This window comes from Micromonospora sp. NPDC051196 (assembly GCF_040682415.1).
GTDB lineage: Bacteria > Actinomycetota > Actinomycetes > Mycobacteriales > Micromonosporaceae > Micromonospora.
The window spans coordinates 299,874-315,026 of record NZ_JBFBAY010000005.1; the positions used below are offsets into that span (position 1 = coordinate 299,874).

General features: G+C 70.8%; 12 protein-coding genes. 9 read left to right on the top strand and 3 right to left on the bottom strand.

The features are described from left to right. Positions 1–1,513: 1,513 nt before the first annotated feature. Positions 1,514–1,894 (bottom strand): hypothetical protein, encoded by a 381-nt coding sequence (locus AB0M35_RS13655; protein WP_363745001.1) that lies wholly within the window; start codon positions 1,892–1,894, stop codon positions 1,514–1,516. Between the two features lie 425 nt (positions 1,895–2,319). Here AB0M35_RS13655 and AB0M35_RS13660 point away from each other — a divergent pair, with 425 nt between their 5' ends. The 6 genes from AB0M35_RS13660 (at position 2,320) to mltG (ending at position 8,323) form a co-directional block, all read left to right on the top strand. After that, the gene (locus AB0M35_RS13660; protein WP_363745229.1) at positions 2,320–2,976 is read left to right on the top strand and encodes a hypothetical protein; all 657 of its coding nucleotides are present in this window, start codon (positions 2,320–2,322) and stop codon (positions 2,974–2,976) included. Between the two features lie 153 nt (positions 2,977–3,129). Continuing rightward, the gene (locus AB0M35_RS13665; protein ID WP_363745003.1) at positions 3,130–3,591 is read left to right on the top strand and encodes a DUF948 domain-containing protein; all 462 of its coding nucleotides are present in this window, start codon (positions 3,130–3,132) and stop codon (positions 3,589–3,591) included. A 25-nt stretch (positions 3,592–3,616) separates the two neighbouring features. Next, positions 3,617–3,922 carry a hypothetical protein gene (locus AB0M35_RS13670; RefSeq protein WP_363745005.1) on the top strand — a complete coding sequence of 102 codons (306 nt, stop codon included), beginning with the start codon at positions 3,617–3,619 and terminating at the stop codon, positions 3,920–3,922. Further along, positions 3,919–6,597, top strand: a complete 2,679-nt coding sequence (gene alaS / locus AB0M35_RS13675) for an alanine--tRNA ligase (RefSeq protein WP_363745007.1) — start codon at positions 3,919–3,921, stop codon at positions 6,595–6,597. The genes AB0M35_RS13670 and alaS overlap by 4 nt, the downstream gene beginning before the upstream one ends. Before the next feature lie 73 nt (positions 6,598–6,670). Continuing rightward, positions 6,671–7,129 carry a Holliday junction resolvase RuvX gene (ruvX, locus tag AB0M35_RS13680; protein WP_363745009.1) on the top strand — a complete coding sequence of 153 codons (459 nt, stop codon included), beginning with the start codon at positions 6,671–6,673 and terminating at the stop codon, positions 7,127–7,129. Beyond that, the gene (gene mltG / locus AB0M35_RS13685) at positions 7,130–8,323 is read left to right on the top strand and encodes an endolytic transglycosylase MltG (protein ID WP_363745011.1); all 1,194 of its coding nucleotides are present in this window, start codon (positions 7,130–7,132) and stop codon (positions 8,321–8,323) included. A gap of 64 nt (positions 8,324–8,387) precedes the next feature. On the opposite strand, the gene AB0M35_RS13690 is transcribed toward mltG, so the two are convergent. Together AB0M35_RS13690 and AB0M35_RS13695 are read right to left on the bottom strand one after the other, a co-directional pair. Then, the gene (locus AB0M35_RS13690) at positions 8,388–8,771 is read right to left on the bottom strand and encodes a hypothetical protein (RefSeq protein ID WP_363745013.1); all 384 of its coding nucleotides are present in this window, start codon (positions 8,769–8,771) and stop codon (positions 8,388–8,390) included. A 94-nt stretch (positions 8,772–8,865) separates the two neighbouring features. After that, positions 8,866–10,122, bottom strand: a complete 1,257-nt coding sequence (locus AB0M35_RS13695) for an endo-1,4-beta-xylanase (protein WP_363745014.1) — start codon at positions 10,120–10,122, stop codon at positions 8,866–8,868. A 45-nt stretch (positions 10,123–10,167) separates the two neighbouring features. Here AB0M35_RS13695 and AB0M35_RS13700 point away from each other — a divergent pair, with 45 nt between their 5' ends. The 3 genes from AB0M35_RS13700 to AB0M35_RS13710 all read left to right on the top strand — a co-directional run bounded on the left by AB0M35_RS13700 (position 10,168) and on the right by AB0M35_RS13710 (position 15,069). After that, a complete protein-coding gene (locus AB0M35_RS13700; protein ID WP_363745015.1) occupies positions 10,168–11,001 on the top strand; it encodes a shikimate dehydrogenase in 834 nt (277 codons plus the stop codon). A gap of 210 nt (positions 11,002–11,211) precedes the next feature. Continuing rightward, the gene (locus AB0M35_RS13705; protein WP_363745017.1) at positions 11,212–12,921 is read left to right on the top strand and encodes a glycoside hydrolase; all 1,710 of its coding nucleotides are present in this window, start codon (positions 11,212–11,214) and stop codon (positions 12,919–12,921) included. A 225-nt stretch (positions 12,922–13,146) separates the two neighbouring features. Beyond that, positions 13,147–15,069 carry a hypothetical protein gene (locus tag AB0M35_RS13710; RefSeq protein WP_363745019.1) on the top strand — a complete coding sequence of 641 codons (1,923 nt, stop codon included), beginning with the start codon at positions 13,147–13,149 and terminating at the stop codon, positions 15,067–15,069. Positions 15,070–15,153 lie beyond the last annotated feature (84 nt).

A 15,153-nucleotide genomic window follows, 5' to 3' on the forward strand; every position in this document is an offset into this window, starting at 1 on the left:
GCCCGGCCGGTGGACGGCCCATGGCCAGGCTCGCCGATCACCCGCCCGACCGGCGGCCCGCACCCCGTTGATGGTCCGGCATCCGCCGGGGGACCTCGTCCGGCCGGTGCGCCCGGGTCCACCGGCTCGTCCGGCCCGCCGCCTCCCGGCCCCGGGCACCAGTCGGTCGCCGGTGCCCGGGAACGGCCGCCCGCGACCACGGCACATCCCGTACCGCCCGCCACCGGACCGGCCGGACACCATGGTGCCGGTACGGCGAACGCCTCGTCCGGGGGCTGGCCGCAGGCAGCGGGCGGGCGATCCCGGGGCGAACCGGGGCCCGGGCCGGTGACCGGCCCGATTCGCGGCCTGTCGGACGGACCGGTCTCCGGTGCGCCGATCGGACCGGTGTCGGGTCCGCCGGCTTCGCGCCGCACCGTCGGTCGGCCGGCCGGAGCGCCCGCCGGCCCTCGTCGTGCGATGCCGGAACAGCCGAACGACCCTCGGGTCCCGGGTCCGTCCGAGATAGACGCCGGGTCCCGTCCGCAGACGGTCCAGCCGGGCCGGCGTGCGGCGCCCGAGCCGCCCGCTGCGGCCGAGCGTGGTCCGGGTGGCCCGGCAGCAGGTGTGACGCCCGCTGCGGCAGCAGCATCGGGCGGCCCCACCGGCGCACCTGCCGGCAGCCGTCGGGCCGGTCGGCGGCGCGCCGCCGAGCCCGAGGCGGACCAACCGGTGGTGCCGTTGTCCGGCAACGCCCCGCCGATTCCCGAATCGTCATTCGGCGGCACCGGCGACGCGAATCCGCCCCGGGGCCGCCGTGCCGCGCCGCAAGGCCCGCCGCCATCACCGCAAGGCCCGCCGGCACCACCGCAAGGCCCGCCGGCACCACCGCAAGGTGCACCGACACTGCCGCAAGGCCCGTCGGCAACTTCGCAAGGCCCGTCGGCACCGCCGCAAGGTCCACCGACCCTGCCGCAGGGGCTGGCGACACCGCCGCGGGGCCGTCGGGCGGTGCCCGAGGCACCAGCCACCGGCCGGCGGGCGGCCGACGGAATGGACGTTGCCGTGCCCGCGGGGCCAGGAGAGCCGGAGCCGCCGGTCCGGGGCGGGCGCCGAGCCGCCGACGACGGGCCGGTCACCGGGTCCGGCGGGACCGATGACCTCGCCCGGGGGGCAGCCGACCACCGGCCGGGCAGCGGCCGGGCCGACCGCCCACAGCGACCGGCGGACTGGCTGCGACAGGCCGGTCGTGCCCATCACACCGATCCGGCGCTTCGGACGATCAAGGGCCCGGGTGATCCGCAGACCGGTCGCGCCGGCGGTGCTCCCACCGGCGACCTGCCGGCGACGCGTGAGCAACGCGGCGTGGACACTCCCGCCGGCCCGCCGCCCGCCCGCCCGGTCGCCGGTGCCGAAGCGGGCCGGCCCGACACCGGATCACGCCGGCCCGCCGCCGGCCCACCGCGCCACGACGGGCCGGTCACCGGCCGTGGACGTGCCGTGCCACCGGCCGGCCCCGCGGGCGTACCGCCGGTCACGAGCGAGCCGCCGCGCGGCCGGCCCGGATCAGCGCCGGTGGCTGGTCGACCCGGATCAGGGCCGCCGCCCAACCGGCCCGGATCAGTGCCGGCGGCGGGGCGTACCCGGGTGCCGGGCCTTCCGGACGCCACGCCACCCGGATCGCCGCGCAGCGGCGTCGACCCGGAGCACCTGCCAGCACGTCCCGGCGATCCGCCGGGACCACCGAGGACGCCACGTTCCGGGCCGGTGCCACCGGCAACCCCGACGGCACGGCCCGGTGACGAGCCATTGGCACCGCCGAGGGCAGCACCGCCCGGCAGCGGCGTGCCGCGCGTCGCAGGTCGTCCCGACGGAGCACCCACTGGTGGCCCCGGCCGTACCGCTGGTATGCCACCGGGGCCGCCCCGGGGCAGCGCCCGTCCCGAGGGGGACCCGTCCCGTCCCGAACCCGGCCCGATGCGACCGAACGCCGGCCCGCCTCGGCCCGGCGCCGTACCACCGGGCGGCCCCGTACCGGGGGTTCCCGGTCGTGCCGGCGGGGAACGTCCGACCCCGCCCGGGTCACCGGTGGTCGCCCGGGGCTCCGTAGCGCCTCGGCCCGAGGACCGGCTCGCCGGCCGGGCCGCTCCGCCGCCACGCAACCCCGGCCCTCCCGAACCGTCCGGCACCGCACCGGTACCCCCGCCGCCCCGGGGCGGTGAGGGCCCGGCGGTGGCCCGGGTCGCCGCGGCGGTCGCGCCGATGGGCCCGGCCGCGCTCCGACCCGAGTTCGAGCCGGAGGTACGCCGACCCGCCGACCCGGAACGCACTGACGACACCGTGGACGACGGGCCGGAATCGCGCCACCAGGGTGGCGGCAACCAGCGGCTGCGTGTGGTGGTGCTGGCGGTGGTGAGTGTGCTGCTGCTTGGCGCGGTGCCGGCCTTCTTCGGCCTGCGGGCGGAGGGCCGGGATCCGGTCTTCGCCTCGCTGGACGAGTTGGCCGTGCCCACCTGGGCCGCCGTCGATCCGGTCGATGCCGTCAGCGGCAGCCGCTGGTGCCTGCTGGACTGCCGGCTGCGGGAGCGGACCGTGAATTCCGAGCGGTCACCGGAGGAGACGGCCCCGGTGTACGAGTCGGCGCTGAGCCAGGACGGCTGGCAGCCGTGGAAACCGGCCTACTGCCCCGAACAGGAGGAGAAGGGCCGCTACACCTGCTGGCGGCGGGACGAGTTGACCCTCGATCTCTGGGTTCGCGCACCCACCTGCGTACCGCCGCCGGTGGACGGTGAGCCGGCGGTGGTGCCGTCGCCGGACCCGGAAACCGCCGCTGCGGAGTGCACCGGATCGTTGGTGACGGTGAAGGTGCGCAACGCGATCGACGACGACCGGACCCGGCCCCAGCCGAGCACCGACCCGTCACTGACCGGTGTGGACCCCTTCCCGACCCTGGGCGACGACCCGCTGGGTGACTTGACGCCGTCACCACCGTCCTGAGCCGAATGTCATCACGGACGGTAGGGTCTGGTCTGGCGTCCCGCGTGTCACCCTGCCGGCCCTTCGGCGGGCCATCGGGCGCCGGCGCGGGCGAGACGGTCGTGCGGATCGGGGATAATGCCGCCCCGAGACATTTCGTTGAGGAGGACAGGCGTGGGCTTTTTGGAGGTCGCGGCGCTGATCGCGGCGATCGCGTTCGCGATGCTGGTGCTGATCCTGACGCTGCCCATCCTGCGGCTGCGGCACACCGTGGACGCCACCACCCGGATGATCAACGACCTCAACGACCGGACCGGTCCGCTGCTGGGTGATGTCAACACGACGGTTCGCAACGTCAACGTCACCCTGGAGCAGGTGCAGACCTCGCTCGACGGGGTGAACCTCCAGCTGGCCAAGGTCGACACCATGACCAGCCACGCGCAGAACGTCAGCGCCAACGTCGCCAACCTGGTCACCGTCGTCTCCGCCGCCGCGGCCAACCCGCTGGTCAAGGTGGCGGCGTTCGGCTACGGCGTGCGCAAGGCCGCCGCCGCCCGCCGACACGCCGAGACCGAACGCGAGGTCCGCGACACCATCAAGGCCCAGCGCCGCGCCGCCCGGCGCGGCAACCAGTGACCCGTCGGCACCGGGAGGTACGAGCATGAGGCGCCTGTTCTGGCTGGGTATCGGCTTGGCCGTCGGCGTGGTGGTGGTCCGCAAGGCGACCCGTGCCGCGCACTCGTACACCCCGGCCGGCATCGCCGACAACCTGTCACAATCCGCTGGCGGCCTGGTCGAGGAACTGCGTAGCTTCGTGGCGGACGTGCGCGCCGGGATGGCCGAGCGGGAGCAGGAGATCCACGAGGCGTTCGCCCAGGGCGAGGCGTTCGACGACCAGTTCGCCGAGCTGCGGGAGGACCCGCGGCTCGGTGATCGAGAAATCTTTCCGGAGGAACACCAGCGATGAAGACGGCGGAGATCAAGCGGCGGTATCTCGCCCATTTCGAGGCGAATGGCCATGCCGTGGTGCCGTCCGCTCCGCTGCCCGCCATCAGCGACCCGAACCTGCTGTTCGTCAACGCCGGCATGGTGCAGTTCGTCCCGTACTTCCTGGGCCAGCAGACCCCGCCGTACTCCCGGGCGGTGAGTGTGCAGAAGTGCATCCGTACGCCGGACATCGACGAGGTCGGCAAGACCAGCCGGCACGGCACGTTCTTCCAGATGAACGGCAACTTCTCCTTCGGCGACTACTTCAAGGACGGGGCGATCCCGTTCGCCTGGGAACTGTCCACCAAGTCGGTGTCCGACGGCGGCTTCGGGCTGGATCCGGAACGGATCTGGGCGACGGTGTACCTCGACGACGACGAGGCGTACGACATCTGGTTGCGTACGGGGGTGCCTGCGGAGCGGATCGTGCGCCGCGGCAAGAAGGACAACTTCTGGTCGATGGGCATCCCCGGTCCGGCCGGTCCCTGCTCCGAGTTGTACTACGACCGGGGCCCGGAGTACGGCGCCGAGGGTGGCCCGGAGGTCGACGAGGACCGCTACCTGGAGTTCTGGAACCTCGTCTTCATGCAGTACGAGATCGCGGACGTGCGCAGCAAGGAGCAGTTCCGGATCGTCGGTGAGCTGCCGAAGAAGAACATCGACACCGGCATGGGGCTGGAGCGGATGGCCTCCATCCTCCAGGGTGTCGACAACCTGTACGAGATCGACGAGGTCCGGCCGATCCTGGAGCGGGCGGCGGAGCTGACCGGCAAGCGCTACGGCGCGCACTCCGGCCAGGCGGCAAACCAGTCGCACCCGGACGACGTACGGCTGCGGGTGGTCGCCGACCACGTGCGCACCGCGCTGATGCTGATCGGTGACGGGGTGGCCCCGTCCAACGAGGGTCGGGGCTACGTGCTGCGCCGCATCATGCGCCGGGCGATCCGGTCGGTGCGGCTGCTCGGCTGGCAGGAGCGGGCCCTGCCCGAGCTGCTGCCGGTGGCCCGGGACTGCATGGCGCCGTCGTACCCGGAACTGGCCGCCGACTTCGACCGGATCTCCGCGTACGCGTACGCGGAGGAGGACGCCTTCCTGGCGACGCTGCGGGCGGGCACGACGATCCTGGACACCGCGATCACGGAGACGAAGTCGGCGGGCAAACCGGCGCTCTCCGGTGACAAGGCGTTCCAGCTGCACGACACGTACGGTTTCCCGATCGACCTGACCCTGGAGATCGCCGCCGAGCAGGGGCTCGACGTCGACCGGGAGGGCTTCCGGCGGCTGATGGCCGACCAGCGGGCCCGGGCCAAGGCCGACGCGCAGGCGCGCAAGACCGGGCACACCGACCTGTCGGCGTACCGGTCGGTGCTCGACGCCGGCGGGCCGGTGACCTTCACCGGTTACACCGAGACGGCTCGCGAGTCGACGGTACGGGCGGTGCTCGGCACCGACGGCCCGCGCGCGGCGGCGGTCGAGGGCGACCTGGTCGAGCTGGTGCTCGACACCACCCCGTTCTACGCGGAGGGCGGTGGGCAGCAGCCCGACCTCGGCATGATCACCGTGGGCGGTGGGCAGGTCGAGGTGCTCGACGTGCAGCAGCCGGTGCCGGGGCTGATCGTGCACCGGGCCCGGGTGATCCGGGGCGAGGTGCGTACCGGGGAGACCGGCTACGCCGAGATCGACACCAGTCGGCGGCGGGCCATCTCCCGTTCGCACACCGCGACCCACCTGGTGCACCAGACCATGCGTAACTTCCTCGGCGAGTCCGCCACCCAGGCCGGCTCGCTGAACGCCCCGGGTCGGCTCCGGTTCGACTTCAACACCGCCACCGGCGTCGCGCCGAGCGTCCTGCGGGACGTGGAGCAGCAGGTCAACGAGGTGCTCCTGGCCGACCTGGAGGTGCACGCCTTCGTCACCTCGCTGGACGAGGCGCGCCGCATCGGCGCGATGGCGCTGTTCGGTGAGAAGTACGGCGAGCAGGTCCGGGTGGTCGAGGTCGGTGACTACGCCCGTGAGCTGTGCGGTGGCACCCACGTGTCCCGTTCCGGCCAGCTCGGCCTCGTCAAGATCCTCTCGGAGTCGTCCATCGGATCCGGCGTCCGCCGGGTCGAGGCGTTGGTCGGCATGGACGCGTTCAACTTCCTGGCCCGCGAGCACCTGCTGGTGTCCCGACTGGCCGAGCTGTACCGGGTCCCCTCCGAGCAGGTCGCCGACCGGGTCGAGCAGACCGTCACCCAGCTGCGCGACGCGGAGAAGGAGTTGGAGAAGCTGCGCGCCCAGTTGGTGCTCGGCGGTGCGGCGGCGTTCGCCGCCCAGGCCAAGGACGTGCGCGGGGTCGCCTACGTCGGCATCGAGGCGCCCGAGGGGGCGGCCGGCAACGACGTACGCACCCTCGCCCAGGAGGTCCGCGGCCGGATCGACCCGGCCCGGCCGGGCGTGGTCGCGGTGGCGGCCCGATCGAACGGCAAGGCCTCCCTGGTGGTGTCGGTCAACCCGGCCGCCCGCAGCCGAGGGCTTGCCGCCAACGACTTGGTCAAGGCGGCGTTCTCCGGGCGCGGCGGCGGCAGCCCGGACCTCGCCCAGGGCGGCGGGTTGCCCGAGTCGGAGGTGCCGACCCTGCTGCTGACGGTCGAGAAGGCGATCGCCGAGGCGTGAGTTACCGGCACAGCGGGCCAGGGCGGACCAGTTCGGTCCGCCCTGGCCTCTTTCTCGACAGGGGTGACGTTCGGTGACTGAGCTGTCCCGTGGTGTGCGGCTGGGCGTGGACGTCGGTCAGGTCCGCATCGGGGTCTCCCGGTCCGATCCGCACGGTGTGCTCGCCACCCCGCTGCGTACCGTCGCCCGGGAGCAGAATCCCAGGCCGGACGCGGTGCCGAAGGATCTTGTCGAACTCGCCGCGCTGGTCGTCGAGCACGAGGCGGTGGAGGTGGTGGTCGGCCTGCCGGTCAACCTCGCCGGCCGACATGGTCCCGCAGCCGAGCAGGTGAAGGCGTACGCTCGTCAACTGGCTGATGTCATAGCGCCTGTTCCGGTGACGCTGACCGACGAGAGGATGTCCACGGTCGTGGCGAGTCGTAGGCTGGCCGAGCGAGGTGTCCGGGGGAAGAGACAACGTGCGGTGGTCGACCAGGCCGCTGCGGTGGAGATTCTGCAGAGCTGGCTGGACGCGCAGCGGAGGCGGACGTAGATGTTTGACGAGCTGGACCTCGGTCACGACGAGCAGGATCGGGGGGACAAGGGCAAGCACCGCAGGGGTCGTAAGCGGGGCGGTCGCTCCGGCGGGGGCCGGGGCAAGACCGCGCTTGCGCTGCTGCTGGCCCTGGTGCTGCTCGGCGGCATCGGTGGCGGGGCCTTCTACGGCTTCGACCGGATCCAGAACTACTTCGTCACCCCCGACTACGACGGCGCGGGCACCGAGGAAGTGACGATCCAGATCCCGCAGGGCGCGTTCCTGGCCGACATGGCCGTGGCGCTCTACGACGCGGGCGTGATCAAGAGCACGAAGGCGTTCATCGAGGCTGCCGAGGAGAACTCCCGCAGCCGCAACATCCAGTCGGGCACGTACAAGCTGCGCAAGCAGATGAGCGGTGAGCTGGCGCTGGCCGCGATGCTCGACCCGGCCAACCGGATCGTCAACGGGATCACCATCCCCGAGGGGCGTACCGCCAAGGGCATCTTCAAGCTGCTCAGCGACAAGACCGACATCCCGGTCAAGGAGTTCGAGGCCGCCGCGAAGGCCCCGGAGAAGCTTGGCGTACCGGACTGGTGGTTCAAGCGGGCGGACGGCAAGAAATCGAAGAAATCCATCGAGGGTTTCCTCTTCCCGGACACCTACGAGATCCCGCCGAACTCCACCGCCGAGACCATCCTCGGGCAGATGGTCGACCACTTCCTGAGCGTCACCGGTGAGATGGAGTTCGCTGACCGGGTACAGAAGGACCGCGGGATCAGCCCGTACGAGGCGTTGATCGTGGCCTCGCTGGCCCAGGCCGAGGCCGGCACCAAGAAGGATCTCGGCAAGGTCGCCCGGGTCGCGTACAACCGGGTGTACAAGGGCACCTTCGACTGCGGCTGCCTGGAGATGGACGTCACGGTCAACTACTACCTGGAGTTGACCGGGCAGAAGACGAAGACGTCTGCCGAGATGACCCGGGACGAACTACTCGACACCAAGAACCCGTACAGCCGCAAGCTGCGTGGCATGATCCCCACCCCGATCAACAACCCTGGCAAGGATGCCCTCGAAGGTGCCATGGACCCGCCCAAGGGAGAATGGCTCTTCTTCGTGGCCGTCGACAAGGAAGGCAACTCCGAGTTCGCCGAGACCTACCAGGAACATCTCAAGAACGAGGCCAAAGCCCGGAAGGCCGGGATCATCTGAGTTCTGGCAACACAGCCTGCGGGGGTGGAGATCGGCTCTCTCCACCCCCGGTAGATCGCTTCGATCAGCCGATCCCGGCTCCCGGCGGCATCTGGCTGGTGTTCACGCAACCCAGGGCGACATACCGCAGGGTGAGCTGGTAGCCGACCTTGAGCCACTTGTTACTGGTGGCACCGTTGCAGGTGTAGGAGCCGCCGGTGGTCACACCGGTGGTGGTCTTGTTGCAGTCCGACGTGACGGGGTACCAACAGCTCACCCACTGCCCCGTGTTGATCTGGGCAACCGCCGTGTAGCCGGTGCCGGCTCCGGTGCGGATCTTCACCGCGGTGTTGCCCGCCTTCGGCGTCGCCCCGGCGTTCAGGGTGCTGGCGTTGGCCGACGGAACAGCCAGCGTGAGCGCTACCAACGTGCCGGTCGCAACAGCTGCGGACACTCTTCGTAACAACATTCACACTCCCCGTGGGTTGATGTGGGAGTATCGAACCATCGAAGATCGCTAATCAGTAAGCTTTATTTGGAGTCCCCGCCACGTCCTGTCGTGGTCAGGACAGGTCGATCGTGGCGGTGCTGTCGGCGGCGTCGATGGTGAAGCGGGCGCTGCGGTCACCCGCTGAGACGGTGTAGTCGCCGAGAAAGCCTTCGACGATCACCCTGCCGTCCGGATCGGTGCGCCTCGGGGTCGGGGGTAGCCACCACTCGCCCTTGAGCAGGGCTTCGAGTGCGTCGTACGACGGCTTGCGGCTGCCGTCGGCGTGGACGAGGCCGGCGGGGGCGCCCAGCCACGCGCCCCGGTCGGTGAGCCCCCAGTAGTTGACCGACTCGACTGCCGGATGTGCGAGCAGGCACCGGTAGTGCCGGACGATCTCCTCGGCCTGCCGGGCCTCGCCCTCGGAGGTGCTCGGCCACTGCGGGATCTGGTAGTCGTTGAGATCCTCGATCTCGGGCGGCATGAGGTGGCCGGAGACCAGCGTGGTCTCGGTCAGGTGCAGCGGCAGACCGTACCGGGCGAACCGGTCGAGCGTCTCGAGCATGTACTCCTCGCCCCGGTACCCCTGGTGCATGTGGGTCTGCAAGCCGATTGCGTCGATCCGGACGCCGGCTTCGAGGACGCCCTCGATCAGGCATTCGTACGCCGAGCTGAGGTCGAAGTCGTTGAGCACCAGGGTCGCCGTCGGGTTGGCCGCACGGGCCTCCTCGAACGCCATCCGCACCAGGTGGATGCGGCCCCGGGCCCGGGCCAGGTCAGTGATGGCGTTGTCCCCGTTGGCGAAGACGGGCATGATGACCGCCTCGTTGATCGCGTCCCAGGTGTTGATCAGGCCGGCGAACCCGCCGACCAGGTCGCGGATGCGGGCCCGTTGCAGCGCTTCGACCTCGTCGAGGTCGAGGCCGAGCAGCCACGGCGGCTGCACGGTGTGCCAGACCAGCGGGTGGCCCTTGACCGTCACGCCGCGATCGGCCAGCCAGCGCGCGGTCTTCGTCAGCCGCCCGGTGTCGGGGGCGCCGCGGCGGGGCTCGTAGCTGCCCCAGTAGAACGGCAGCGTGGCGGTGTTGAAGAGGTTGAGCCACAGCTGACCGAGCCGGTCGAGGTCCGACTGATCCGTGCCGCCGAAGGGCTGGGCACCCTCGGGATCGGGGCCGCCGACCAGGTCGACGAAGTCGAAGCCGATGTTGCCGAAGGCGAAGGCGTGCCGCCGCTGCGCGACCGTCACGACCTGCTCGGCGAGCGCCGACCGGTCCGACCGGCGTACGGTGAGGGTGATCTTTCCGGTGCGGTGTCGCAGGCTGCTGTCCGACATTGTTGGATGCTAGGTGACAGTCGTCCCTGCTGTTGAGGAGCGTCGTTGGCGGTGTCGGTGCACAAGACGGCGGTGGTCGGCAAACCGATCGCGCACTCGCTCTCCCCGGTGATCCACAATGCCGGCTACGCCGCCGCCGGGCTCGACGGGTGGTCGTACACCCGGATCGAGTGTTCGGCGGCGGAGCTGCCGGCTCTGGTCGCGCGCCTGGGCCCGGAGTGGGCCGGGTTGTCGGTCACCATGCCCGGCAAGGAGGCGGCGCTCGCGGTGGCCGCCGAGGTCTCGCCGGTCGCCGCCGCCGTCGGTGCGGCCAACACGCTGGTACGCCGCCCCGACGGCTCCTGGTACGCCGACAACACCGACGTCACCGGCATGGTCGAGGTGCTGACCGAGGCGGGGGTCGGCGGCGGCGCCACGGTCACCGTGCTGGGTGCCGGTGGCACCGCCCGGGCGGCGCTCGCGGCGGCGGCCCGGCTGCGGGCGGCCGGTGTCACCCTGGTGGCCCGCCGGCCGACGGCCGTCGCCGAGCTGGCACCGGTGGCGCACACCCTGGGTCTGGCGCTGACCGCCGCGCCCTGGTCCGAGGCGGCGGCGCTGACCGGCACCGACGTGCTGATCTCCACAGTGCCCAAGGGGGCCGCCGACGAACTGGCCGGCATCGTGGCCTGGAGCCCGGCCACGGTCCTCTTCGACGCCATCTACGATCCCTGGCCCACCCCGCTCGCCGCGTCGGCTGCCGCCGCAGGCTGCCGCATCGTCTCCGGTCTGGACCTGCTGCTGGCCCAGGCGATCGGCCAGTTCGAGCAGTTCACCGGCGTCGCCGCCCCCCGATCGGCGATGGCGACCGCGCTCACCGTCGCCCGCCGCAGCGATCGATGAACCACGAATCGGCAGGTCGGCGCCGGATCGGTGTGCCGGTGCTCGCAGCCCGCTCGATCGTGGATAGAGCCTGATCACGCGCCGGACGCGTTCCTGCGCTGAGTCTTAGGTGAGTATTAAGACGCGCTTAGGTCCCCCTGTCATGCCCATGCTCTGTTGTGTACACCGATACGCTGCTCAGCGTTACCGCCGCAGACGCAAGGAGTTTCCGTGACCAGGCGTGGACTACATCGCCTCATCCGGCACCCCGGTCCCCGGCGCAAGGCCGTTGTCCTCGGTGCTCTTGGCATCACGGTCGTGCTCGGACTCACCGCGACCATGGTGCCCCTGCTCGCCGACGACGACCTGTCCATCCCGGTGGTCGCCGACACCACCGCCACATCCGTGGCGCAGGACGGGGACAACAGTGTCAAGACGACCCTGGCGACCTGCCCGGCGCGATGCGACGGGAACCCACGTGGCGGCCGGGACGCGGTGCTCGCCTTCATGGTGACCTCACTGCCGGCGAACGCGACGAACGTCCGTGCGACCCTGCGGGTGCACACCTGGCAGGCGTTCAAGGCCACCGTGACCGCGCACGCCTCGACCCTGGACGCCACCGCGCAGCGGCCGGCACCGGAGCGGGTCGGTACGGTCCTGGACACGGTCACCGGGATCGGCAAGGGATTCAACGAGTGGGACGTCTCCGGGCTGGTCACGGGTAACGGCATCTGGACCGTGTCACTGGCCCAGGCGGGCCTGGACACCCGCATCTACTGGGCCTCGGCCGAGAACCGCAACGTGGATGTGCGGCCCAACCTGGTGCTGACCTACAGCGTGGGTGCCCGTCCGCCGTCGGCCCCGCCGAGCGCCACGTTGCCGCCCACCGCCGAGCCGACGCGGCCCCCCGTATCGCCGAGCGCCTCGCCGAGCCTGAGTCCGACGCCCACGCGACCGACCCCGACCCCGAGCGCGACCCGACCGCCGGCCGACTCGGGCAAGTGCGGGCAGGTCTCGGAGAAGTTGGTCCCGTCCTGTGGCGCCTGGTGGGGGATGTACTCACCGACCAACCCGCAGACCTGGGACCACGGCCGGGCCATCACCGACGTCGAGGCACAGGTGGGTCGCAAGTTCGACGTCGTCCACCGCTACCACGACTTCTCCAACACCGGCAGCAACGGTGCCTTCCCGGACGCGTACCAGCAGCAGCAGATGCGCGAGGGCCGGCTGATGTTCTTCGCCTGGGAGAGCCGGGTCTTCTCCTCGGGAACCGTGCTGACCTGGAAGGACGTCTACAGCGGCCGGTACGACGAGACGATCGACGCGGTCGCCGGCCGGATCCGGGCCGTCGGGCAGCCGGTCTTCATCGGCTTCGACCACGAGCCGGAGGACGAGCCGGCCAAGGGCAGCGACGCCGACTTCGTCCGGGCCTGGCGGTACGTGCACGACCGGTTCGCCAAGGCCGACGTACGCAACGCGGTCTGGGTGTGGACGATGATGGGCTGGTCCGGTCACTACAACCGGTACGCCGGGCTCTACCCCGGGGACCGTTACGTCGACTGGGTCGCCTGGGATCCGTACAACTTCCACGTCTGCAACGGCAGCACGGTCTGGAAGAGCCCGAGCACCACTGTCGGATCCTTCTACCGCTGGCTGGACGAGAAGGGCATCGGTGCGGGCAAGCCGCGGATGCTGGCCGAGTTCGGTACGAACTTCGACGCAGGCGACCCGAACGCGAAGCGGCGTTGGTTCGAGGAGTTCCCGGCGGCGTTGAAGGCTCACCCCAAGATCAAGGCAGCGATCTACTTCAATTCGCCGGGCATGACGACCACGACCAAGACCTGCAACATGACGATGAACCACGACGCGGCGTCGCTGGCCGGATTCACCGCCGCGGGGCGGGACAGTTACCTGCGGCAGCCCACCGGAGGGAGCCGCTGACTGAAACCGGACACGGGTTTGCGACACTCGGTTGCTGCCGCAGCCTCTGGCGTCGCCACTGTCCGCTAACTGATGCACCGACCGCCCAATCGGCGGATGTCGCCCTGCTGGGTGGACGCGAGAGGCTACCGGCAATCCCGTCCACCCTGGAGGCGAAGCGTGCCCATAATCTCCTTCCAGCGGCACCCCACCCGTAGACGTCGTGCACGGGTCGGGGCTGTCGCGTTGGTAACACTCGCGGCCGTACTGGCCGTGCCGAAAGCGGCCGAGGCGGCCGTGCTGCCCGTACCGGAAACGGGCACCGTCGTGTCGACGAACCCGGTCGACCAGACCCCGCACGCCCGAGACGGTGAGGCCCGTGCCTTCGCCGAGGTGGGCAACAGCGTGTTCGTGGGGGGCAGCTTCACCCAGATCCGGCAGACCGCCAGTTCTGCTTGGATCACCCAGCGTTACCTGTTCTCGTACGACCGGGCCACCGGCACCATCAACACCGCGTTCGTGCCGGAGCTCGACGGCGCGGTCAACTCCCTCATCGCGGGTCCGGGCGGCACGCTGATCGTCGGCGGGGCGTTCAAGAACGTCAACGGTGTGTCACGTCGAAACCTGGTCGCGCTCGACCCGGTCACCGGCGCGACCATCGACAGCTGGGTCGGCCGTTCCGACGGCGGAATGATCCGCGACATGGTGCTGCACGGCAACGACCTCTACCTGGCCGGTGCCTTCAACTGGATCAACGGCACGGCGCACTCCGGGCTCGCCCGGCTGAACGCCGCCACCGGCGCGATCGACTCGACCTTCAACGTCAACGCCACGGTCGGGCGGCACGGCACCAGTTCGTACGCCTGGACCATCGACATCACTCCGGACGGCAGCACCTTGGCCGTGGGCGGCAACTTCACGCTCGTCGACGACCTGCCCCGCAACCAGATGGCGCTGATCGACCTGACCGGCACCCCGAGCGTGATCGACTGGAGCACGGAGAAGTTCGTGTCGCCGTGCGGGGCGCCGGCCACCTTCGTGCACTACGTGCAGGACCTGCGCTTCGGTGGGGACGGCAGTTGGTTCGTCGTCGGCACCAACGGCGGCACCGGCTGGCCGTCCGCCTACTGCGACGCGCTGGTCCGGTTCGAGACCGCGCACCGCGGTTCCAACCAGGTGGGCACCTGGGTCAACTACACCGGAAACGACACGATCACCTCGGTCGAGGTGGCCGACAACATCATCTACCTCGGTGGGCACTTCCGCTGGCTGAACAACCCCAACGCCAGCGACCGAGCCGGTGCGGGCGCGGTCGACCGGCTCGGTGTCGGCGCGGTCACCCCGGCCACCGGCATGCCGGTCAACTGGAACCCCGGTCGCCGTGGTGGCAACGCCCTGCCCTCGGGAGCCAGCAACTGGGGCTCGCAGGTGCCGGTGCTCTGGCGGGGCAGCAACGGTCTCTACTTCGGGCACAACTCCGACGGCATGGCCAACGAGTACCACGGTCGACTCGGCATGTTCCCGATCGCCGGTGGTCGTACGATCACCCCGCGTAATCCTTCGACGGCCAGCTCCGGTCACCTGTACCTGGGTGTGACGGCCGGCGAGTTGGAGCGGGTGACGTTCGACGGCACCACCGTCGGCACGCCGACCACGGTCAGCCAGCCCAACTACACCGGTGCCGGCGCGACCTGGGGTCTGGGTGACCGGATCTACTGGTCGCGGGCCGTCCCCGGCAGCACCACCGGCAGCCGGATCGACATCTCGATGTTCAACGGCGGCAATGTCGGGGTGCCGTGGGAGTCGTCCGGTTTCAACGCCTGGTACAACCCGGCGAACATGACCGGCGCCTTCTTCCTCGACGGCCGCCTCTACTACACCCGTACCGGCGCCAACGGGCTCTACTACCGGTACTACGAGGTGGACGGCAACTACCTGGGCGCCACCGAGTTCACCCTGCCGACCACCGGCGTGACCTGGTCTGCGGTCCGGGGGATGGCCTGGGTCGACGGCAAGATCGTGTACGGTCACACCGACGGCAGCCTGCGTAGCGTCCCGTTCGACCCGACGGCCGCGCCCGCGGTCGACGGTGCGGCGAGTACCGTGCTCACCACGGCCGCAGACGGGCTCTCCTGGTCAACTCCGCGGATGTTCTTCGCCGTGCAGTAAGGGTGTACCCGTTGTAGCAGAAGGTCGGTAACTTGTTCAGGTCGGGCCGGCGGCGGATTCCCGTCGCCGGCCCGAGCGTCGGGC